This is a genomic window from Mesorhizobium humile, from assembly GCF_033977215.1.
Classification (GTDB): Bacteria; Pseudomonadota; Alphaproteobacteria; order Rhizobiales; family Rhizobiaceae; genus Mesorhizobium; species Mesorhizobium humile.
In genome coordinates this window covers 25,813-46,425 of the sequence record NZ_JAVIIV010000023.1, presented here as the reverse complement: position 1 = coordinate 46,425, position 20,613 = coordinate 25,813, and the positions used below count along the sequence as shown (strand labels likewise).

17 protein-coding genes are annotated in these 20,613 nt (G+C 66.4%); 12 read left to right on the top strand and 5 right to left on the bottom strand.

Going from position 1 to position 20,613, the window contains the following annotated elements; all coding sequences use genetic code 11:
• Positions 1–30: 30 nt before the first annotated feature.
• From RFM52_RS27045 to RFM52_RS27030, 4 genes are read right to left on the bottom strand one after another with little or no spacing between them, the layout of a single operon-like run.
• On the bottom strand, positions 31–555 hold the full coding sequence (locus tag RFM52_RS27045; protein WP_320298744.1) for a hypothetical protein: 525 nt from the start codon (positions 553–555) through the stop codon (positions 31–33).
• On the bottom strand, positions 548–3,427 hold the full coding sequence (locus tag RFM52_RS27040; RefSeq protein ID WP_320298743.1) for a sarcosine oxidase subunit alpha family protein: 2,880 nt from the start codon (positions 3,425–3,427) through the stop codon (positions 548–550). Before RFM52_RS27040 ends, RFM52_RS27045 begins: the two co-directional genes overlap by 8 nt.
• Complete coding sequence (locus RFM52_RS27035; RefSeq protein ID WP_320298742.1) at positions 3,424–3,693, bottom strand: sarcosine oxidase subunit delta; 270 nt, start codon at positions 3,691–3,693, stop codon at positions 3,424–3,426. The genes RFM52_RS27040 and RFM52_RS27035 overlap by 4 nt, the downstream gene beginning before the upstream one ends.
• A 14-nt stretch (positions 3,694–3,707) precedes the next feature.
• Complete coding sequence (locus tag RFM52_RS27030) at positions 3,708–4,961, bottom strand: sarcosine oxidase subunit beta family protein (RefSeq protein ID WP_320298741.1); 1,254 nt, start codon at positions 4,959–4,961, stop codon at positions 3,708–3,710.
• Positions 4,962–5,334: 373 nt separating this feature from the next.
• Between RFM52_RS27030 and RFM52_RS27025 the strand changes: the two genes are divergently transcribed.
• Complete coding sequence (locus tag RFM52_RS27025; protein WP_320298740.1) at positions 5,335–5,460, top strand: hypothetical protein; 126 nt, start codon at positions 5,335–5,337, stop codon at positions 5,458–5,460.
• On the opposite strand, the gene RFM52_RS27020 is transcribed toward RFM52_RS27025, so the two are convergent.
• The gene (locus tag RFM52_RS27020; protein ID WP_320298739.1) at positions 5,445–8,288 is read right to left on the bottom strand and encodes a type VI secretion system ATPase TssH; all 2,844 of its coding nucleotides are present in this window, start codon (positions 8,286–8,288) and stop codon (positions 5,445–5,447) included. The two genes, RFM52_RS27025 and RFM52_RS27020, sit on opposite strands and share 16 nt — an antisense overlap.
• Positions 8,289–8,622: 334 nt before the next feature.
• Between RFM52_RS27020 and tssA the strand changes: the two genes are divergently transcribed.
• From tssA to tssL, 11 genes are read left to right on the top strand one after another with little or no spacing between them, the layout of a single operon-like run.
• Positions 8,623–9,798: a type VI secretion system protein TssA gene (tssA, locus tag RFM52_RS27015; protein WP_320298738.1), complete on the top strand. Its 1,176-nt coding sequence runs from the start codon at positions 8,623–8,625 to the stop codon at positions 9,796–9,798.
• 6 nt (positions 9,799–9,804) lie between these two features.
• Positions 9,805–10,341: a type VI secretion system contractile sheath small subunit gene (gene tssB, locus RFM52_RS27010; RefSeq protein ID WP_320298737.1), complete on the top strand. Its 537-nt coding sequence runs from the start codon at positions 9,805–9,807 to the stop codon at positions 10,339–10,341.
• Positions 10,342–10,344: 3 nt separating this feature from the next.
• A complete protein-coding gene (gene tssC, locus RFM52_RS27005) occupies positions 10,345–11,850 on the top strand; it encodes a type VI secretion system contractile sheath large subunit (RefSeq protein WP_010910844.1) in 1,506 nt (501 codons plus the stop codon).
• A 49-nt stretch (positions 11,851–11,899) separates the two neighbouring features.
• The gene (locus RFM52_RS27000) at positions 11,900–12,355 is read left to right on the top strand and encodes an Hcp family type VI secretion system effector (RefSeq protein WP_320298736.1); all 456 of its coding nucleotides are present in this window, start codon (positions 11,900–11,902) and stop codon (positions 12,353–12,355) included.
• Positions 12,342–13,094: a type VI secretion system baseplate subunit TssE gene (gene tssE, locus RFM52_RS26995; RefSeq protein WP_320298735.1), complete on the top strand. Its 753-nt coding sequence runs from the start codon at positions 12,342–12,344 to the stop codon at positions 13,092–13,094. Before RFM52_RS27000 ends, tssE begins: the two co-directional genes overlap by 14 nt.
• A 1-nt stretch (position 13,095) precedes the next feature.
• Complete coding sequence (tssF, locus tag RFM52_RS26990; protein WP_320298734.1) at positions 13,096–14,970, top strand: type VI secretion system baseplate subunit TssF; 1,875 nt, start codon at positions 13,096–13,098, stop codon at positions 14,968–14,970.
• Complete coding sequence (gene tssG, locus RFM52_RS26985; RefSeq protein ID WP_320298733.1) at positions 14,934–16,001, top strand: type VI secretion system baseplate subunit TssG; 1,068 nt, start codon at positions 14,934–14,936, stop codon at positions 15,999–16,001. Before tssF ends, tssG begins: the two co-directional genes overlap by 37 nt.
• A complete protein-coding gene (gene tagH, locus RFM52_RS26980) occupies positions 15,998–17,452 on the top strand; it encodes a type VI secretion system-associated FHA domain protein TagH (protein WP_320298732.1) in 1,455 nt (484 codons plus the stop codon). Before tssG ends, tagH begins: the two co-directional genes overlap by 4 nt.
• 4 nt (positions 17,453–17,456) lie before the next feature.
• Positions 17,457–17,909, top strand: coding sequence for a type VI secretion system lipoprotein TssJ (tssJ, locus tag RFM52_RS26975; protein ID WP_320298731.1), 453 nt, complete (start codon positions 17,457–17,459; stop codon positions 17,907–17,909).
• Between the two features lie 36 nt (positions 17,910–17,945).
• Positions 17,946–19,280 carry a type VI secretion system baseplate subunit TssK gene (gene tssK, locus RFM52_RS26970; RefSeq protein WP_320298730.1) on the top strand — a complete coding sequence of 445 codons (1,335 nt, stop codon included), beginning with the start codon at positions 17,946–17,948 and terminating at the stop codon, positions 19,278–19,280.
• A gap of 4 nt (positions 19,281–19,284) precedes the next feature.
• The gene (tssL, locus tag RFM52_RS26965) at positions 19,285–20,613 is read left to right on the top strand and encodes a type VI secretion system protein TssL, long form (RefSeq protein WP_320298729.1); all 1,329 of its coding nucleotides are present in this window, start codon (positions 19,285–19,287) and stop codon (positions 20,611–20,613) included.

Sequence of the window (20,613 nt, the reverse complement as noted above, 5' to 3'; positions counted from 1 at the left end):
GCCGGCTAGATAGACCCGAAACCATTCCCGCTACAATACTTGCGCCCGTTCGAGCCATTGCCAAAGATACGGAGCAAGACCCCGGTCGACATGGAGGCGCGCCCGATCGGATTTGCCGAACCGGTAGAAGAGAACGCCGACGCCGGCAAAAAGGATCGAAGCCGAGGGGCTTGCCGCTCCTGGATCGAGCGCCGTGCCCCTGGCGATCAGGCGTTCCATGTCCAGCCCCTCGATCTCGAACACGTGCAATCCGGCATCCATGACCGTGACCGCGAAACCGGCCGCGTGCCAGCCGGCCGCAATGGGGAACGGCTGTTCGCCAACCGCAAGGAGCCGGTCGCGCGCGATCCGCACCATGTATGTGTCGCCGCTGGCAATTGCGCCGGCTCCGACGCCTTCGCCGGCAAGCCCCGAAGCCTTCGACCAGGCCGCAAGGTCGCCGCTGACCAGAAGCTGGTTCAGCCCGCCAAGCGTTCGCACGCTGACGCTGCCTTTGCTAAGCGTGGCGGTGGCCCACTCGAGCGGTGCCGGCCACTTTTCGGCAAGGTTATGCATGGAGCCGCCTCCCTTCCGGATCGAAGGCGCAAGGCGCGACGATCGTTGCCTGCCGCACGACGCCCAGATGTTGAATGTCGATCGTTTCGCCATGCCGCGCCGCGCCGCGTTCGATGAGCGCCAGCGCGACAGGGCGTCCCAGGGTCGGGCTCTGATAGCTGGAGGTGACGAAGCCGATGCTTTTGGGCCGGCCCTCGCGCTTCTCCACCCCATACGCGCCGGTCGCCAGCGGCGCCTCGCCTTCGCGGACAGCCAGGCCAACGAGTTGATTGCGGTCCGTGCTGTTGCCCGCTTCCGTGAAAAGCGAGCGCCGGCCGACGAACTCGCTGGCGCGTTTGGTCCGCGGTCCGGCGACGCCCAGATCGTGCGGCATGGTGGTTCCGTCGGTGTCCTTGCCGATGACGATGTAGCCCTTCTCGGCGCGCAGGATCATCAGCGATTCAAGCCCGAGCAGCACGGCGTCGAAGGCGCGGCCCTCCTGCTGCATCCTGGCCCACAGCACCTCCGCCCGATCGGCGCGGATGGAGATTTCGTAGCTGCGGTCGCCGGTGAAGGAGACCCTGGCGATGCGCACCTCGTTGCCGGCGAAACGGCCAACGGCTACTCCCATATGCGGCAGGCTGGCATCGTCAAGTGTTGCACCCAGATCGAGCGCTTCCACGACCTGGCGCGCGTTCGGACCCGAAACGGTCAAGGTGGCGTATTGCGCGGTGGCGTTGTGGATATAGACCGCATCGCGGCCGAAACGATCCTGCCGCCATTCTTCGAGGCGCGCGTGGACCGCGGCGACATGCGACGACGAGCAGGAGACGATGAAGCGATGCTCGTCCAGGCGGACCAGCACGCCATCGTCGAAGACGACGCCGTTTTCCGACAGCATGAAGCCGTAGCGGCAATGGCCCGGCTTCAGGGTCGACATGGTGTTGTAATAGATGAAGTCGACGAACTCGGCCGCGCGGGGGCCGATCACCTCGATCTTGCCCAGCGTCGAGCCGTCGAAGAGCGCGACCGACTGCCGGGCGCGCCGCGCCTCCTCCTGGATCGAGGCGTGGGCTTCGCCGCCGCCATAATAGGCGGGCCTCAGCCAACCGCCATATTCCTGGAACACCCCGCCTGCGGCGCGATGGTTTGCCTCCAGCGGCAGGCGGCGGACCGGATTGTGCATGCTGCCCCGGCGCGAACCAACCAGGCTGGCGAACGGGACAGGCGTGAATGGCGGCCGGTAGGTCGTGGTGCCGACCTCCGGAATGCCGCGCCCGGTGATATCCGCCAGCAGCGCCAGACCGTTCAGGTTCGAAGTCTTGCCCTGGTCGGTCGCCATGCCGAGCGTGGTGTAGCGCTTCAGGTGCTCGACCGAGACGAAGTTCTCCCGCGCCGCAAGCTCGACGTCCTTGGCGGTAACGTCGCTCTGGTAGTCGATCCAGACGCGGCCCTTGGCCTTGGGTTTCGGCCACAGGCTGACGACGCCGAGCGTGGCTTCCGCTCCCGAGCCGCGAGGCGCGGGCGAAGAGGAACCGAACGCATCAACGGCCGCCACGCCGCTGGCCAAGGCTTCGGAAAGCGAGACCGCGCCGGCCACGGCGCCAGCGACGCCAATCCCTTCGATGGCTTCGCCGGGGATGAAAGCCGCCAGTTGGTCGTTCCAGGCGAGCTTGCCCTTCGCCTGCGAGAACAGATGCACGGTGGGTGTCCAGCCGCCCGAGACGAGAACGCAATCGGCAGCAAGCGTCGTACCGTCGTCCAGCAGGACACCCTGGACGGCGTTGCGCCCGCGCGCCACCGCCACCATGCGCCCCGCCAGAACGCGAACGCCGGTTCCCGCTTGCGCGCCGCCCTCGCGCCGGCAATCGACCACCGTCACGGAAGCGCCGGCCGCGGCCAACGCCGAGGCAGGCTCATAGGCGCTGTCGTTGTTGGTCGCGACCACGATTTCGCGACCGACAAGCACGCCATGCCGGCGCAGATAGCTGAGCGCCGCATCGGCGGATAGGATTCCCGGCAGGTCGTTGTTGGCAAACGGAACAGGCCGTTCGATCGCGCCTGTCGCCAGCACGATGCGACGAGGCCGCACGCGCCACAGCGTGTCCGGCCGACCGTCGGAGTGCCGCTGGTTGAGCGCGACCAGATTGTGGTCATAAAGGCCGAAGGCGGTCGTATCGCTCAGCACGAGCTGGCCACCGCTCTTCAGCCTGGCAACCACCGTCTCGACCCACGCCTTGCCGTCGAGGCCATCGACTTCGCCGGCGCGGTGGCGCAGCGATCCGCCTGGATGCGTCCTGTCGTCGACCAGGACGACCGAGTGTCCGGCCGCCGCCGCGCTGGCTGCCGCGGCAAGGCCGGCGGGCCCGGCGCCGACCACCAGCACGTCGCAGTGGTGGTTGACCTGATCGGAGACCTGGCGCGGCTTCCAGTCGCTGTCGACGATGCCAAGCCCGGCCATGGCGCGGATGCGCGGCTCGAACAGGTGCCAGTCCGGCCACATGAAGGTCTTGTAGTAGAAGGCGGCGGGCAGGAAGCGGGCGAAGCGATCCAGAACGGCGTTGCGGTCGGTCTCCGCCGTCGGAGAAGCGTTGACGCTCCTGACCTTGATGCCCTCGACGGCTTGCACGGTCGTCGCGCGCGCATTCGGCACGCGGCCGACCGCGCTCTCGACATCGACCAGCGCGTTGGGATCCTCGACGCCGGAGCCCCAGACGCCGCGCGGCCGATGGTATTTGAAGCTGCGGCCGACCACGGCCTGGCCGCTCGCCAGCAAGGCCGACGCGATCGTGTCGCCTGCAAAACCCTCGACGCGCCTGCCGTCGAAGGTGAAGCTCAGCGGACGAGCGCGGTCGATGTCGCTGCCGCCGGTGGTGAGACGCGAAGCACTCATGCGCCGTGCTCCGCTTCGCCGAGCACGGAAGAGCCCGACACCTTGTGGTTGACGCTGTCGCGGCTCATCGCGAAGAACTCGCCGCAGGTCAGATGCACCCAGATCTCGCGGGTCGGCCCCTTCGGATTGTCGCGCATGTGGAGATAGCCGGCCCAGCGCTCGGCGGTCACATCGCGGCCGTCGGGCCTCAGATTGCCGGCCTCGCCGCCATAGTGAAACTCGCTTTCTTCGCGCGGCCCGCAGAACGGGCAGGGAAAGAGCTGCATCTTCTTCTAGACCTTCAATGGGCAATGCCGGAGCCGGCGGCCTCGTCGACCAGGCGGCCGCGGGCGAAGCGGTCGAGATCGAAGGGCCGGCTGATGTCGTGATGCCTGCCGGTGGCAAGCAGATGGGCAAGCAGGGTGCCGCCGGCGGGTATCGCCTTGAACCCACCCGTGCCCCAGCCGCAATTGAGGAAAAGCCCGGGCAGCGGCGACTCGCCGATGATGGGCGAGGAATCCGGGACCACGTCGACGATGCCGGCCCATTGCCGCATCATCTTCAACTGGCCGAAGACCGGGAACATGTCGAGCATGCCGGCGATCACGCTTTCCAGCACCGGCAGATTGCCGCGCTGGCCGTATGATGGGATGCGGTCGAGCGCGCCGCCGATCACCAGTTCGCCCTTGTCCGACTGGCTGACATAGACGCCCGTGTCCGGCGAGATCACCACCGTATCGATGATCGGTTTGACCGGTTCGGACACGCAGGCCTGCAGCGCGTAGGAATTGACCGGCAGCCGGAATCCCGCCTTCGCCGCCAGCACCGACGAATGGCCGGCGACCGCCATGCCCGTGCGCTCGGCCCGGATCGCGCCGCGCGAGGTGACGACGCCGCGGCAGCGCCCGTCTTCGATGATGAAGTCGGTGATCTCGCAATTCTGGATGATGTCGACGCCGAGACGACTCGCGGCGCGCGCATAACCCCAGGCGACGGCGTCGTGACGAGCGGTGCCGCCGCTCGGCTGCCAGGTGCCGCCATAGACGGGGAAGCGTGTGTCCGGGCTGAAATTGTAGATCGGCACGACGCGACGCACGTCCTCGATCGAGAACAGCTCGCAATCGATGCCGTTGACCTGGATGGCGTTGACCGACCGTGCGGCGGTTTCCATTGCCGCTTCGCTGTGCGCGAGGGTGAGGATGCCGCGCGCGGAAAACATCACATTGTAGTTCAGGTCCGTCGAAAGCGTCTTGTAGAGGCTGTGGGCCAGCCCGTAGATCGCCGCGCTTTCAGGATAGAAGTAATTGGAGCGCACCACGGTGGTGTTGCGGCCGGTGTTGCCACCGCCGATCCAGCCCTTCTCCAGGAGCGCGACGTTGGTGACGCCATGATTCTTCGCAAGGTAATAGGCGGTGGCGAGACCATGGCCGCCGCCGCCGATGATGATGGCGTCGTAGCGCGGCTTCGGCTCCGGCGAGCGCCAGGCCTTGTCCCAACCGGTCTGGCCGGCGAGGCCTTCCTTGAAGAGCGAAAGCGCCGAATAATGCCTGGTCATACGGCCGGACCTTCGTCGCAGGTCGGAAGCTTTGCCCCGCCGCAAGGGCCTGGCCGCCATGTCTTCAGCTTGAGCTCATACAACCGAAACGCCCCTTGAAATAGCTGCCTTGCCGTTGGTCGCCGAACACTCCCAAGCAGCGCCAAGTGCACATTTAACGCGAATGTACACCTGTGTCCATTCAAAGCGTATGACGCGCTCCAGCGCGTTTCACAGATTTTGGGGTTTTTGGTCCGACAAGCGCCGGCACACTCATTGGAGCAACACCCTTCGACGAGATCATGATCGAGCAATGGCGCGCCGCCTTCGACGGCCCGTTCATGAGCGCGATGGATATCGTGAGGGCGGTGCTGCCTTCAATGCGCGAGAAGAAATGGAGCCGCGTGTGCTGTTCGTGACCTCCATCGCCGCGAAGGAGCCGATCAACCGCTTCGCGCTCTCCAACTCGCTGCGCGCCGGCATCCACCTCCCTACCGTGGAGGCCTATTCGAACGAGTAGGTGAATCCTTCCGGCGACGCGCCGACTGTGACTTTCGCCATCTTCTTGCCTTCGAGCGAGCGGTTGAGCACGCCGCGGCTCAATTCCGGCAGCAGCGTGTTGGTGAGGATGGCGTCGATCATGCGGCCGCCGGATTCGATCTCGGTGCAGCGCGCCTTGACCAGGTCCATCACGCCGTCGCCGATCACCAGCTCGGCGTCGTTGGTGGCCTTGAGCCGCTTGGCGATCTTGCCGAACTGGTGGCGGGCGATCGCCTCGATCATCGCGTCCGACAGCGGATAGTAGGGAATGGTCACGACGCGGCCGAGGAACGCGGCCGGGAAGACCTTCAGCAGCGGGGCGCGCAGCGCAGTGTCGAGATCGTCGATGCCGGTGCGGACCGTGCCGCTCTTCGTGCGGTCCATGATGACGTCGGAACCGACATTCGAGGTGAGCAGGATCAGCGTGTTCTTGAAGTCGATCCGGCGGCCCTCGCTGTCGTCCATCATGCCCTTGTCGAAGACCTGGAAGAAGATCTCGTGCACGTCCGGATGCGCCTTTTCGACCTCGTCGAGCAGGATCACCGAATAGGGTTTCCTGCGCACCGCCTCGGTCAGGATGCCGCCCTTGCCGTAGCCGACATAACCGGGCGGCGCGCCCTTGAGCGTCGAGACGGTGTGTGCTTCCTGGAACTCCGACATGTTGATCGAGATGAGATTCTGCTCGCCGCCGTAAAGCGTCTCGGCGAGCGCCAAAGCGGTTTCGGTCTTGCCGACGCCGGATGGGCCGCACAGCAGGAACACGCCGACCGGCTTTTCCGGCGCGCCGAGGCCGGCGCGGCTGGTCTGCACGCGCCTGGCGATCATCTCCATCGCGTGGTCCTGGCCGACCACGCGCTCGGACAGGGTCGCTGCAAGCTTGAGCGCTTTTTCGGTCTGACTGGAGAGCATCCGTCCCGTCGGGATGCCGGTCCAATCCTGCACCACGGCGGCGATCGCGTTGCGGTCGACCGACGGCAGGATGAGCGGTGTCTCGCCTTGCGCGGCGGCAAGCTCGGCCATCAGTTCGCGCAGCCGCGCGAGGTTAGCGGCGGCTTCATCCGCCGGCTCGGCGGAAGCCGTTTCAGCCTTCGCGGCCTTGGCCGCCTTGGCTTTCGAGGACTTGGCCTTCTTGGCCTCGGCAACCTTGCCGTCGCCAGCCTTGCCCTCGCCAGTCTTGTTCTCGGGGGCCCTTTGCTCGGGCGCCTTTGCCGCGCTCTCCGCGCTCTCCGTCTCCGCGGCGCTGTCCTCGGCCGCCTCGTCGAGCGGAACACCCTCGCCACGCAATTCTGCGCGCAGGTCGAGTATCTCGGCGACCAGCGCCTTTTCCCGGTCCCACCGCGCCTGGGCAGCCGCCAGACTGGTCTCGGTTTCCGCCAGCCCGGCATCGACGCGGGCCTGCCGGTCGGCGACGTCGATGCCGATCGCCGCCTCGCGGCCGATGATGCCGCTCTCGACCTCCAGCGCCTGGCGGCGGCGCAGGATATCCTCGACCTCGGCCGGCGTCGCGTGCTGCGAGACCGCGACGCGAGCGCAGGCGGTGTCGAGCAGGCTGACGGCCTTGTCCGGCAGCTGCCTGGCCGGAATATAACGATGCGACAGCGAGACCGCCGACTCGATCGCCTCGTCCAGGATCTGCACCTTGTGGTGCTGCTCCAGCACGCCGGCGACGCCGCGCAGCATCAGCACGGCCACCGCTTCCGAGGGCTCGTCGATCTTGACCACCTGGAAGCGACGGGTGAGCGCCGGGTCCTTCTCGATGTGCTGCTTGTATTCGGCCCAGGTCGTGGCCGCGATGGTGCGAAGCTCGCCGCGCGCCAAGGCCGGTTTCAACAGATTGGCCGCGTCGCCTGTGCCGGCCGCGCCGCCGGCGCCGATCAACGTATGCGCTTCGTCGATAAACAGGATGATCGGGACCTCGGAGGCCTGGACCTCGTCGATGACGGCCTTCAGCCGCTTCTCGAACTCGCCCTTGACGCTGGCGCCCGCCTGCATCAACCCGACATCGAGCATGCGCACGCTGACGTTCTGCAATGTCGGCGGCACGTCACCCTGGGCGATACGCAGCGCAAATCCCTCGACCGCCGCCGTCTTGCCGACGCCCGCCTCGCCGGTGAGGATCGGGTTGTTTTGCCGGCGTCGCATCAGGATATCGACGATCTGCCTGATCTCCGGATCGCGGCCGACCACGGGATCGATCTTGCCGTCGCGGGCGCGCTGGGTGAGGTCGGTGGCGTATTTCGCAAGCGCCGAATCCCCGCCCGGCCCGCGCTTCATCGGCGTCTCGGCGGCTGCCGTGGCAGGAGGTGAGCCGGCTTCGAGCGAGCCCTCGGCGACATCGGCGAAGCGGGAAATGACGCCGTCCGCGTCGATCTTGTCGAACTCGGCACTGATCTTCGAGACCAGCCCTTCCAGCACCGGCGTCTTGAGGCAGGCAAGCAGGATATGGGCACTGCGCACCTCTTCGACGCCGAACTCCAGCGTCGCCAGGTTCCAGCCTTCCTGGATGGCGTGGAAGATGTGGTCGGAGAATTCCTCCACCGAGGTGGCGCCGTAGGGCAGCTTGTCGATGGCACGGGTCATGTCCGCCGTCAGCCGGCTGACATCCAGCCCGGCATCGGCGACGATCATCTGCACATCCGAGCGCTCGGACAGCACCAGTTGCTGGATGAAATGGACAAGCTCGACATAGGGATTGCCGCGCAGCTTGGCCGTGTCGGCCGCGGCCTTGAAGGCGCGCACCCCCGTGGCGTTGAGCTTGGCGACCAGTTCCTTACGCTTGAAGCTCTGCGATGACCGGCGCTGTTCCATTGAACCTGCTCCCGCAACCTGCCGACCCGTACCCTGCCATATAAGCGGCTGCTTGACAAAGCCGAGCGAGGATAGGGTGTTTTGAATCCATCCGGGCGGCACCGCCCGGTTACACAAGCCTTGCAAACTCGCTGCAACAAACACCGGATTGCCGTCCCGGCTATGCGAGCCATTTCACATACCGGGTCCGGTAATCGCGCAATGGGTTTGGCCCGAAGAGAACGGTCGCGTTTAGCTTCCGTTAGTTTTTGCGCAGGTGCTCAATTGTCGTTGCGTGAGGCCGGTGATAACGTAACGTCACATAGGGTCTCAGGGCCGCTGGCTGGGGGTTGGTGTGATTGATCTCGCACTCTGGCTGAATCCTCTGAACGGTGAGAATCCGTCGGGAGAGGACTTGCGCAACGACCCGGCTTTTCATGAGCTGGAGCGCCTGACCGAACCTCAGCTAAAAGTTGTCCACGACGGCAATGGCAAGCCCACATCGCAATCCAGTCCGGTCGACTGGGCGGCGGTGCTCGAAGAGGCCGAAGAGCTGCGCTCCCGTGGCCGGGACCTGCGCCTGCTGGTCATCGTCACGCGGGCCTTGGCCAGCGAGGACGGGCTGGCCGGCCTCGCCCAGGGCCTGACGCTCATCGCCGGAACCTTCGACCAGCATTGGGAGACGATGCATCCGGCCTTGCGGGCAAACGCGTCGCCGCGCGAGGCCGCCCTGCGCCGCATCAATGCGCTGCTCGATCTCCAGAACGCCCAGAACGGCCTGCTGGCCAGCCTGCGCGGAACCATTTTCTTTTCGCCGCGCCAGGTCGGGCCGATCAGCGGACGCGATCTGGAACAGGGCGCGCTCGACGAGCGCGTCATGCTGCAGGAAGCGGCATCGGGGCTCAACGCCGCCGAAAAGGCGGCATTGGCAAGCGCGCACAACCAGCTGCTGAACCGGGTGCGCGCCGGATGCGCGGCCCAGATCGATCAAGCCGGCGAGGCGATGACGTCGCTTTTGGCCGATGCGCGTGCCGCGATCGCCGCCCTCGACGCGGTGGACGCCGCGCTCAACGCCCGTATCGAAGGCCATGGCGCCACCGTCCCGGAATTGAAGAAGTTCCTGCAGCGTTTGCTGACGACGCTGGAGCGGAATTCCGGTGCCGGCGCCGCGGCGAACGGTGCCGCGAAGCCCGCTCCGCAGGCAGCGGCGGAACCAGCAATGCCCGCCCGCAACGGTCATGGAGCCGAGACGATGGCAAGTGTGGCAAGTCCCGTGGAAGCGAGCGCCGGCCTGCCGGACCGGATCAGCTCGCGCGACGAAGTCGTCAAATGCCTCGACCTCGTCGTCGCCTTCTACGACCGCACCGAACCCTCCAGCCCCATCCCGCATCTCGCCCGGCGCGTGCGCCGGATGGTGCACATGGATTTCGTGGAACTGATGGAAGATCTCGCCCCGTCGGGGCTGAAGGAGTTCCGGCAGCTTGCCGGTGTCCCCGATCCCAAGAAGCCGGCCCAGAAGGATGAAAGGTAGAAAAGCATGCCAGCAGAGAGCAAAGCGAAGGTCATCGAAAGAAACCGCGCGCCGCGCGTGCAGATCGCCTACGACGTCGAAACCTACGGCAGCCCGACGACGATCGAACTGCCGTTCGTGATGGCCGTGATGGCCGATCTTTCGGGCGCCTCGCAAACCAAGGAAGCGTCGAAGTCGGTGCTCGACCGCAACTTCGTCGAAACCGACGCCAACCGCTTCCCGAAGTTCATGGAGGCGATGGGGCCGCGCGTGAAGGCCAGGGTGAAGAACACCCTGCCGCAGGCCGAGGGCCAGGAACGGGACGAAGAGCTCGCCGTCGACCTCACCTTCTCCAAGATGGGCGACTTCGCGCCGGACAAGGTCGCCGAGCAGGTGCCGCAACTGGCCGAGATCCTGAAGATGCGCCGTCAGCTCGAGGAGTTGCTGGGCTTCATGGACGGCCGCGTCGACGCCGAAAAGCGCATCGCGCAGCTTCTGAACAACGAGCCGCTGCTGAGCAAGATCGCCAGCCAGGCGATGGATGACGGCAAGGGCGAGGAGTAAGTCATGGCCGAACAGCAAAAGACCGCAGCCGCCACCGCCGAGGCGGAAGCCATCGATCTCGGCGAATTCAGCGGCCTCCTTGAAAAGGATTTCAAGGTCAAGAAGGACGACAGCGAGAAGCTGCAGCAACTGGTACGCAACCTGGCCTTGGCCGCGCAGTCGCGCTCCGAGACCACAACCATCTCGTCCAACGCGATCAAGTCGATCAAGTCGCTGATCGCCGGCATCGACAAGATGCTGACGACGCAGGTCAACGAGATCCTGCATGCGCCGGAAGTGCGTGAGATGGAAGGCACGTGGCGCGGCCTCTGGTACCTGATCAACAACACCGAGACGGACACCAAGCTGAAGATCCGGGTGATGAACATCTCCAAGGAGCAGCTGGCCGACACGCTGGAAGACTATGAAGGCCAGATGTGGGACCAGAGCCCGATCTTCAAGAAGGTCTACACAGACGAGTATTCGATGCTGGGCGGCGAGCCGATCGGCTGCATCATCGGCGCCTACGAGTTCTCGAACCACCCACGCGACGTCGGCCTGCTGCGCAACATTTCCGGCGTCTGCGCCTCGGCGCACACGCCGTTCATCGCCGCCGCCTCGCCGCGGCTGTTCCGCATGGACAGCTGGCAGGAACTGCCCAATCCGCAGGACCTGCAGATGATCGTGAACAACCCGGCCTATGCGTCGTGGCAGTCGCTGCGCGAAAGCGAGGACGCCCGCTATATCGGCCTCACCATGCCGCGGGTGCTGGCGCGCCTGCCCTACGGCTCCGAGACCGTTCCGGTGAAGGGCTTCACCTTCGAGGAAGAGGTGGGCGGCGACCACAACAAATATGTCTGGATGAATGCCGCCTTCCCGATGGGCGTGAACATCAACCGCAGCCACAAGCTGTATGGCTGGGGCACGCAGATCCGCGGCGTCGAGAATGGCGGCACGGTGCTCAACTTGCCGGTGCACGCCTTCCCGACCGACGACGGCTCGATCGCGATGAAATGCCCGACCGAGGTCGCCATCGACGACCGGCGCGAGGCGGAACTGGCCAAGCTCGGCCTGATGCCGATCCTGCACCGCAAGAACACCGACCTTGCGGCCTTCATCGGCGCTCACTCGCTGCAGGACGACGAGACGCGCGCCGGGCGCCTGGTCGATCCGGACGCGCAGTCGAACGAGCGGCTGTCCGCCAACCTGCCCTACCTCTTCCCCGTCTCGCGCTTCGCGCACTACCTCAAGGCGATCGCGCGCGACAAGATCGGCTCGTTCAAGGAACGCACCGACATGGAGATCTGGTTGACCGAATGGATCAACCGGTACGTGCTGGCCAATCCAGCCTTTGCCGATGACAAGGCGCGCGCCAAGCGCCCGCTTGCCGCGGCCGAGGTCCAGGTCGACAGCGTCGAAGGGCGGCCAGGTTACTACAATGCCCGTTTCTATCTGCGTCCGCACTACCAGCTGGAAGGCATCAACGCCTCGCTCCGGCTGGTGTCGGAACTGCCGTCGGTGAAGGGCTGAAATTGCAGAAACGTCATCTTGTTTCATTTGAAAGCGGTGGAGAAAGACAATGGCAGTGAAGATCGATGGTTTTTTGAAAGTTCCGGATATCAAGGGGCCCAGCAAGCGCGACGGCCACGAGGACGAGATCGAGGTATACGGCGTCGACTACAAGATGATCGCGCCTTACGATCCCAATTCGCTGTCGCGCCGGGGGCGCGTGTCGATGGGGATGATCAAGTTCACCAAGCACTACGACAAGTCGTCGCCCTATCTGAAGAAGGCCCTGTTTGAGAACAAGGCGCTCGACGAGGTGAAGTTTTCGGCGCGCCGCACCATTGACGGCGAGACCAGCGACTATCTGGTGGTGACGCTCACCGACGCTTCGGTCATGGAATACGACATGCGGCAGGCCCCCGACGAGGCGGACCTGATCGAGGAAGAAGTCAGCTTCGCCTACAAGAAGATCAAGTTCGTCTACAACAAGGACGACGAGATCGAAATGGACGTCTATGTCGGCAAGTGAGGCCAAGCGGCCTGGCGCGAAGGCGCAGCTTGCCGGCAGTTCCCGGGCAAAGCGCGAGGCGGTCCAGCCCTCCCTCTGGGACCGCCTCGTCAACGACTTGCCCGGGCTGACGTCGGAGATCGACGGGCTGCGCCGCCTGCTGGAGGACGAACTCGGCGCCGAACGCGTCGAGGTTCTTCTCGCCGCCAGCGCGCGCGCCATCGATGCCGACGCGGAATTGACGGCCGAGCAGAAGCGACGCCTGCATCGGCTGGTCTTCCAGATCGAGCATCGCACCGAGATCGAAAGCCGGGGCGTGGTGGTTTCGGCACGCGTGCTTCGCGAAGCCGTCCGGCGCGACATCGAGGCATTGTTCAACACCGAGCGTTTTGAATCCGTTCCAATGCTTTCCGACGCCGAGCACGAACAGCCTCTGGACGAATTGCCGCCGCTCGCCGACTTTCCGGAAGTGCGCCGCAGTGTCGTCAATTATGGCGTGCCGTCGTTCTCCGGCCGCTCATCGCGGGATTTCGACCGCGACGCGCTGGCACGCGAGATCCGCGCAGTGCTCGCCACCTTCGAGCCGCGGCTCAAGGAAAGCGCCACGACGGTCAACGTCACGCTCGGCGACAAGACTGTCGGCCTCAAGATCGAGATCGACGCCGTGTTGATCATGACGCCGACGCCCGAACGCATGCGGCTGCGCACCACGATCAATCTCGACAACGGGCTGGCGCGAACCGAATTCCGGGAGACCTGAGATGGATAGGGTCTTCGTGGAGTACTACGAAGAAGAACTGACCCATATCCGGGCGCTGGCCGCGGAATTCGCCGACATGCATCCGGCGGTCGCCCGCAACCTTTCCCTCGACACCGTCCCCTGCCCCGATCCCTATGTCGAACGGCTGCTCGACGGCGTGGCGTTTCTTGCAGCTCGCACGCGGCTCAAGGTCGACGCGGAGCGCTCGCGCTTTTCGCGCGCCGTGCTCGACGTGCTCTATCCGGACCTGGTGACGCCGGCGCCGGCGACCGCGATGGCCGTGCTGAAACCTGGACAGCAGGTGCAGTCGATGATCGCCGGCCACGCCGTCGCGCGCGGCACGCGGCTGGTCTCGGGCCTGCATCCAGGGTTGTCGACGCGCTCGACCTTCACCACCGCGCAAGAGGTCACGCTGTGGCCGATCGGCATCGCTTCGGTCAGCTATTTCCAGGACCGCAGCGCGCTGGCGGCCGCCGGCATCGCCCAGGTCGGCGGCGTGCGCGGCGAAGCGGCATTCCGCATCGCGTTCGCCCGAACCGGAAAAGGCAAGCTCAGCGAATTGTCGCTCGACCGTCTCGACCTCTATTTCGCCGGACGCACCAAGGCGCCGCTCATCTTCGACGCGATCTTCGGCGCCTGTTCGGTCGTCGGCGCACGGGCGGAAGGCAAGACCAATCCGCTCGCGGCGCTGCCCGAGCCCGAAATGATCGGCATCCACGACGACGAAGCGCTGATGCCGCGTACCCGCCCGACCTTCGAGGGATACCGGCTGCTGCGCGAATATTTCATGATCCCCGAGCGCTTCCACTATGTGCGGGTCGCCGGGCTGCAGCCCGTGGTGCGCAAGTGCGATGGGGGATTGGAGATCATCTTCCTGTTCCGGCGTCCAGTGCCGGAACTCGCCGATGTGGCGGTGGCCGATTTCGAGCTGTTCGCAACGCCGATCATCAATCTCTTCGAACGCGAGTGCAACGTCATCGAGATCGATCCGCGCCGGACGCGCCAGGTGCTGCATGCCGATCGCACGCGGGCTCGCGACTTCGAGATATTCCGGGTCACCCGGGTGGAAGACGCCGAGGCGGAAGGCAGCGAGGCGATAATCCCCGAACTGTTCAGCCTGGGACAGAACCGCGGCAGCGGCTGGGTCTATTCGACGGAGCGGCGCCCGCGCCGGGCCACGGAGGATGAGCGGCGCGACGGCCTGACCCGCACCTCCTATACGGGCGACGACGTCTTTCTCGCTGTCTCGCGGCCGGCCGGCAGCCAGCCCAACCGGCCGCTCAAGCGGCTCGACATCATGGCGCTCTGCACCAACCGCGACCTGCCGATCCTGGACGACACGCCAGCGCTGACGCTGGAGACCGCCGATCCCGTGGAAGCGGTGCGGTTGCTCGGCGCGCTGCGGCCGCCGCAGCCGGCGATCCCGGCTGCGCTGCCGGCCGGCGCCGAAGGCGAATCCCGTGCCGACAACCTCGCCTGGCGGCTGGTGGCGCAGCTCTCGCTCAATTTCCTGAGCCTGGCCAAGGAAGGCCGCGGCGTCGATCCGCTGCATGCCTTGCTCGACCTCTACGCCGATCGCGGCGATCCAAGCGTTGCCCGCAACGTGCACTCGATCACCCGCATCGACTCGCGCCCGGTGATCGAGCGGCTCAAGATCGACGGGCCGATGTGTTTCGGACGCGGCACAGAGGTGACGCTGCATGTCGACCAGTCGGTGCTGGCGGGGCAAAGCACGCTGCTGCTTTCGGCCCTGCTTGCGCGGCTGTTCGCCCGCCATGCCGGGATAAATGGTTTCGTGCGGACGCGTACGCGGCTGCTGCAGAAGCAGGAGGATGTGCCATGGCCGATGACGCCCGGCAATCGCTACCTGATCTAGCGCAGCCGGCCCCAAACGAAGCCGAGGCGCTTTCGGAAGGGTACGACTTCTTCGAGTTGCTGCGCCGCCTGGAGCAGCGGCGCGGGCTGTTCGGCCATTCCGGAACCGCTGACCGTGAGCCGGCAAGGATCGGCCAGCATGTGCGCCTGAGTTTTTCGGCCAGGGACGTGGTCAAATTCCAAGACGCCAGGGACAAGGCTCCGGCGCGGGTGACCGTCGCCAATCTCGGCCTGCTCGGGCCGGAAGGGCCGATGCCGCTGCATCTGACGCGCTGGGTGCTCGACCGGCTCTCGCAGCGCTGGTTCACCGGCGCCGACGCCGAGCAGACCAGCGATACGACCTTCGTCGACTTCGTCAACATCCTGCAGCATCGCATGATCGCGCTCTATTACCGCGCATGGGCGGATGCGCATCCGGCGGTGCAGGTCGAACGTTCGGTCGGCGGACGCGTACGCGCCATGCTGGAAGCCATGGCCGGGATCGGCCTTCCCGGCACGCAGGATCCGGAGCTCGACACGGTGCGGCTGCGCCAGGCCGCATCGCTGGCCAACCAGGTCGACGGCGCCGAGCGGCTGACGCTGTTTCTCGCCACCGCCTTCAAGGTGCCGGTGCAGATCAAGGAATTCGTCGCCGCCTGGATCACGATCCCCATGGCGCTGCAGAGCCGCATCGGCAAGGCCTATGCGTCGCTCGGCGGCGGCGCGACGATCGGGCCGCGCGTCTTCAGCCGCCAGAGCCGGATCGAGCTGCGCGTCGGACCGCTCAGCCTCGACGACTTCAAGTCCTTCCTGCCGGGCGAACGGCGCTTAGCCCTGTTCAAGAAGGCGGTGCGCGACATGATCGGCGAAGCGCTCGACGTCGATCTCAGGATCGTGCTCGCGCGCGACGCGGTGCCTGCGCCGAAGATGGGGACCATCCAGCTCGGCCGAACCTCCTGGCTTTCACGCCCCGCCGAAAAGGGCGACGCCGACGATCTCAGGCTGCGCACTATCGTCGGCTGGCGGCCGGAAATGGCGGAGGCAGCCGCATGAGCCTGCTTCTGACCCTGGAACAAGGCCCGCGCTCGCAGGTGGTCAGGCAAGCCCGGCTGGACGAGGGCGAGCTGGTGATCGGCCGCAGCGCCGATGCCGGCTGGCAGATCGACGATCCGGACATGTTCGTCTCGCGGGCGCACTGCAAGATCAGCGGCGGCCGCGACGGCTATTACGTCACTGACACGTCGAGCAGCGGATTGTTCATCGACGATTCCGAGAACCCTCTCGGCACCGGCAGGTCGGCACGACTGCAAAGCGGCATGCGGCTGCGCCTGGGCGACTATGTGTTGCATGTCGAGGTCCAACCCAGCGCCGGCCATACGTCGATCGGCCAGGCGCCGATCGCCAACGCCGCACCGGCATGGTCGCCGCCGCAATCGCGCACGCCTCCCAGCATCGGCGGCGACGATTTCTTCTCGGCGAAGGTCGAGGAAGAGCCGCAGCGACCGCGCCCGGCCGGCCTGCCCAATCCGTTCGAACAGCCTGTGCCCGGAGCTTACGACCGCGCCTCGAGCCAGCGCAGCTCGCCCGCCTTCGACGACCCGTTCAGCCTCGATCCGGTGGCGACGCCGGCCTCGGGCGACGAGCCCGCCGCCGGCCGGTCGGATCCGTTCGGCTTCGGCGAGATGCCATCGCGCAACGATACGCCCGAGCTTGCGCCGAAACCGTCCGGCTTCGACGATTTCAGCTTCGGACCAGCAGCGACGCCCGCTGCCGGCAACAGCGCCAATGCAGCCGGCCGCGACGAGCGGCCCGCCGAGAAGTCGAAGGCCACCCGCCCATGGGAGGTGCCGGCGCAGGTGGCCGCCCCCCCTGCCCCGCCGTCTCGCTCTGTCGGCGCGCCAAGGCCATCTCGTTCGACGCAACCGGCGCCGAACGACACGGCGCTGCGCGCCGCGTTCCTGCGCGGCATGGGCGTCGAGGAGGCCGATTTCCCGGGACGCGACGCGATAGCCGAAATGGAAAAGTTCGGGCGTGAATACCGGCTGATGCTCGATGGCCTGATGCAGCTTTTGCGCAAGCGCGCCGAGGAGAAGGGCAGCGCGCGCGTCGCCCAGACCATGGTCGGCGCCTCCGAGGTCAACCCGCTCAAATTCCTGCCGACGGTCGAGGATGTCATCGTCACCATCATCGCGGAGCGCAGTCCAGGCTTCCTTTCCGGCGAGGCGGCGATCGGCGACGCGGTCAAGGACTTGGCGCAGCATCACGTGCGCGCCTGGCGCGGCGTGCAGGCGGCATTGCGGCGCATGATCGACCGTTTCGATCCAGCCGTCATCGAGGAAGAACTCAAGTCCAATTCGGCGATCGGCAATCTGCTGTTCGGCGGACGCAATGCCAAGCTGTGGGAGCTTTACCAGAAACGCCATCGCGACATCGCCCAGAGCGCGGAATCGAGCTTCCTGGGCGAGATCGGCGCAGACTTCAGGGATGCATATGAAGAGGAGTAGGGACATGATCGACAGACGCGAATTCATCATTGCCATCGGCGCCACGGGGCTGCTTGCGGCTTGCCAGAGCGGCCCGCCGAAACCATCGGTCATCTCGGTCAACGTGACCGGCGGCGCCGGCATGAATCCGGGACCGGGCGGCGGCGACCGGCCGGTGACGGTGCTGGTGATGCGGCTTGCCAGTACCGGCAAGTTCAACTCGGCCGATTATTTCGCGTTGCAGGGGGGCGCCAGCGCGGCGCTCGGGGCCGACCTGATCGGCATGGACACGATCTCGGTGGCGCCGGGCAAGACCGCGGCCAAGACCATCACGGTCGAACCGAATGCGACGGCGCTCGGCTTCGTCGCGTTGATCCGCGAACCCGGCGGACGCAACTGGCGCACGACCAAGTCGGTTTCGCCGGGGTCGAAGTTCACCATCAATGTCGGCCTCGGCAAGGGCGGCATTTCCGCCTGACGGCGAGACAACCACGGCAGTGCAGAGAGTGGCAGCATGAGCGACGCAAACAGGGTGCTGTGGTCGGAGGGCCTGTTTCTCAGGACCCAGCATTTCCAGCAGCAGGACCGGTTCTTCGAAGGCATGGTGCGCGGCGCCTTGCAGGCCGGCCAACTCCATACGTTCGGCTTCCAGCAGCTGACGCTCGACCAGTCGCTGCTCGATGCCGGCCAGGTGTCGATCGTGTCCGCCCGGGGCATCTTCCCGGACGGCACGCCCTTCTCCATCCCGGAGCTGATGGATGCGCCCAAGCCGTTGCCGGTCACCGCCGACACCGGCGCCGGGTCGGTGCTGGTGGCGCTGCCGCTCGAGCCGCCCGGCGGCGTCGGGTTCGATCCGGCGCATGCCGCATCGACGGGCGCGCGCTACCACGGCAAGATCGTCCCGGTGCGCGATGCCGTGCAGGGCGGCGCCGATCCGGAGGACATCGAGCTCGCCCGGCCGCAAGCGGTGCTGCTGGCGCCCGGCAAATCGGTCGGCGGCTACACTGCGCTGCCGGTCGCCGACATCAAAGGCGTGCGCGCCGATGGCGGCGTCTCGCTCGACCCGACCTTCCTGCCGCCGACGCTGATCACCGGCGCCGTCCACTGGTACCGGCAATTGCTGCAGGAGGTCGTCACCGGCCTCGACCAGATCGCCGAGGCGCATGGCAAGATGGTGATGGGCGGGGCTGGCCGCAGCGTCGAGGACCTCTTGATGCTGCACCTCGCCAACGCCGCGCGGCCACGCCTTGCCCATATGCTCGCGCAGGACGTCTTCCATCCGGCCGAGCTCTATCTCGAACTTGCCGGCCTCGCCGGCGAGATGGCGACCTACGGCTCGAGCTCCAGGCGGCTCGGCGAATTGCCGGCCTACGACCACATGGCGCCCGGCCCCGCCTATATGGCGCTGGCGGACGCCTTGCGTTCGCTCATCCTCAGCCTGCGCTATATCGAGCCGAAGTCGCGCGCGCTGCCGGTCATGCGGCACGCGACCAATGTCTGGAAGGTGCGCATCGACAACCCGAAGCTCCTGGTCGCCAGCCGCATCGTCATCCGCGTCGGCTCCGAGCTTTCGGAGGATGCGCTGCGCAAGATCTTCGTCAACCAGGCGACGGTCGGCTCGGCAGACCAGTTCGAAGGCCTGTGGAAGTCGCGCCTGCCGGGCATACCGCTGAAACCGCTGCATTCGCAGCCGCGCGAGATTCCTTATGACGGCGACCGGCTGTGCCTCGAGCTCGACCAGAAGAGCGAGCATTGGGCCTCGCTGCTCGACGCCCCCGGCTTCGTCATCGGCGTTTCCGGCGTGCTGCCGAGCGAGCCGCAGGTCGACTGCTATTCGGTGAACAGGTGAGGCCATGAGCCGGGATGATCCTTTCGGACTGTCGGAGGATCGCGAGCGCACCCGCATCCGGCTGACCGGTGCCGCGCCCCGGCCGATGGCGCCGCTGGCGCCGGGAGCGCCGGTCAAGCGGGCGCGCGCCCATCCCAACACGCTCATCAACATCTTCGCGCCGCTGCTTGAATTCGCGCCGGAGCTCGAAAGCGCGCTCGCGCCGGAGAACCCGGAGGTGATGCGCACGCGCCTGCTCGACGAGCTGGTGCGGGCGCGCGACGCCTCCGTCGCCGCGGGCTCCTCGCTGGAACGCGCCGACCAGGCCGCATGGGCGGTAGCGGCGCTGCTCGACGATCTCGCGCTCAACACGCCATGGGGCGGCGCCAGCGCCTGGCCGCGCCAGCCGCTGGTGGTGATGCTGCGCGGCGACGTCGATGCCGGCACCCAGTTCTTCACCCGCCTTGACGAGCTGGAGCGGCATCCCAACCGCGACCGCGAAATGCTGGAGCTGCAGTATTACTGCCTGGCGCTCGGCTTCCGCGGCAAGTACCGCGTGCCCGGCCGCGCCGGCGACCGTTCGCTCAATGCCGTGCGCGTGGCGGCGGCGCGCTTCCTGCGCAATGCGGATGCCGAGGACGCCCCGCTGTCGCCGAACTGGAAAGGCGTGATCGCCTCCGACGAGCCGCAGCGTTTCATCGTTCCGATCTGGGTGATGGCGCTGGCCGCAATTGTCGTCGCCGCGGCTGCCTATATCGGCCTGTCGATGGGCCTGAGCAGCCAGGCGGTCGAGCTCTCCGCGCTGGTGCGCACGCTGCCGCCTGCCTCGCGCGGCGACGTTACCCGCGCCGCGCCCAAGCAGGATGCGCCCGAGCCCGAGGCGCCGCAGCCGGTCGATTTCGCGCTGCTGCCGGAATTCAAGGCCGCGGCGCCGGACGAGCTGAAAGCTGCGCTCAGCGGCACCGAGAGCGTCTCGCTGGCCAAGCTGATCATCCAGTCCTCCAACCCCGAGCTGTTCCAGTCTGCGCGGCCGACGCTGACTGAAGGCTACGAGCCGCTGATCGCGTCGATCGCCAAGGTCATCCTGGACAACAAGGAGCTGATCGGAAAAATCACCGTCGTCGGCCATACCGACAATGTGCGCCTGCAAAAGTCCAATCCGTTTGCCAGCAACCAACGTCTGTCGGAAGCCCGCGCCGAAACCATAGCCAAGCTTCTGGTGCAGGCGGGCGTGCCGCAGGAGAGCATCTCGTCCGAGGGCCGCGCCGAAACCGATCCGGTGGCCGACAACTCGACACGCGAGGGCCGCGCGCTCAACCGGCGCGTCGAGGTCCTGGTCGAGAAGAGGCTCTGA

Excerpts from the sequence above, each read along its gene's own strand:
- RFM52_RS27045 (WP_320298744.1), bottom strand. The coding sequence starts at position 555 with ATGCATAACCTTGCCGAAAAGTGGCCGGCACCGCTCGAGTGGGCCACC.
- RFM52_RS27040 (WP_320298743.1), bottom strand. The coding sequence starts at position 3,427 with ATGAGTGCTTCGCGTCTCACCACCGGCGGCAGCGACATCGACCGCGCT.
- RFM52_RS27035 (WP_320298742.1), bottom strand. The coding sequence starts at position 3,693 with ATGCAGCTCTTTCCCTGCCCGTTCTGCGGGCCGCGCGAAGAAAGCGAG.
- RFM52_RS27030 (WP_320298741.1), bottom strand. The coding sequence starts at position 4,961 with ATGACCAGGCATTATTCGGCGCTTTCGCTCTTCAAGGAAGGCCTCGCC.
- RFM52_RS27025 (WP_320298740.1), top strand. The coding sequence starts at position 5,335 with ATGGAGCCGCGTGTGCTGTTCGTGACCTCCATCGCCGCGAAGGAGCCG.
- RFM52_RS27020 (WP_320298739.1), bottom strand. The coding sequence starts at position 8,288 with ATGGAACAGCGCCGGTCATCGCAGAGCTTCAAGCGTAAGGAACTGGTC.
- tssB (WP_320298737.1), top strand. The coding sequence starts at position 9,805 with ATGCCAGCAGAGAGCAAAGCGAAGGTCATCGAAAGAAACCGCGCGCCG.
- tssC (WP_010910844.1), top strand. The coding sequence starts at position 10,345 with ATGGCCGAACAGCAAAAGACCGCAGCCGCCACCGCCGAGGCGGAAGCC.
- RFM52_RS27000 (WP_320298736.1), top strand. The coding sequence starts at position 11,900 with ATGGCAGTGAAGATCGATGGTTTTTTGAAAGTTCCGGATATCAAGGGG.
- tssE (WP_320298735.1), top strand. The coding sequence starts at position 12,342 with ATGTCGGCAAGTGAGGCCAAGCGGCCTGGCGCGAAGGCGCAGCTTGCC.
- tssF (WP_320298734.1), top strand. The coding sequence starts at position 13,096 with ATGGATAGGGTCTTCGTGGAGTACTACGAAGAAGAACTGACCCATATC.
- tssG (WP_320298733.1), top strand. The coding sequence starts at position 14,934 with ATGGCCGATGACGCCCGGCAATCGCTACCTGATCTAGCGCAGCCGGCC.
- tagH (WP_320298732.1), top strand. The coding sequence starts at position 15,998 with ATGAGCCTGCTTCTGACCCTGGAACAAGGCCCGCGCTCGCAGGTGGTC.
- tssJ (WP_320298731.1), top strand. The coding sequence starts at position 17,457 with ATGATCGACAGACGCGAATTCATCATTGCCATCGGCGCCACGGGGCTG.
- tssK (WP_320298730.1), top strand. The coding sequence starts at position 17,946 with ATGAGCGACGCAAACAGGGTGCTGTGGTCGGAGGGCCTGTTTCTCAGG.
- tssL (WP_320298729.1), top strand. The coding sequence starts at position 19,285 with ATGAGCCGGGATGATCCTTTCGGACTGTCGGAGGATCGCGAGCGCACC.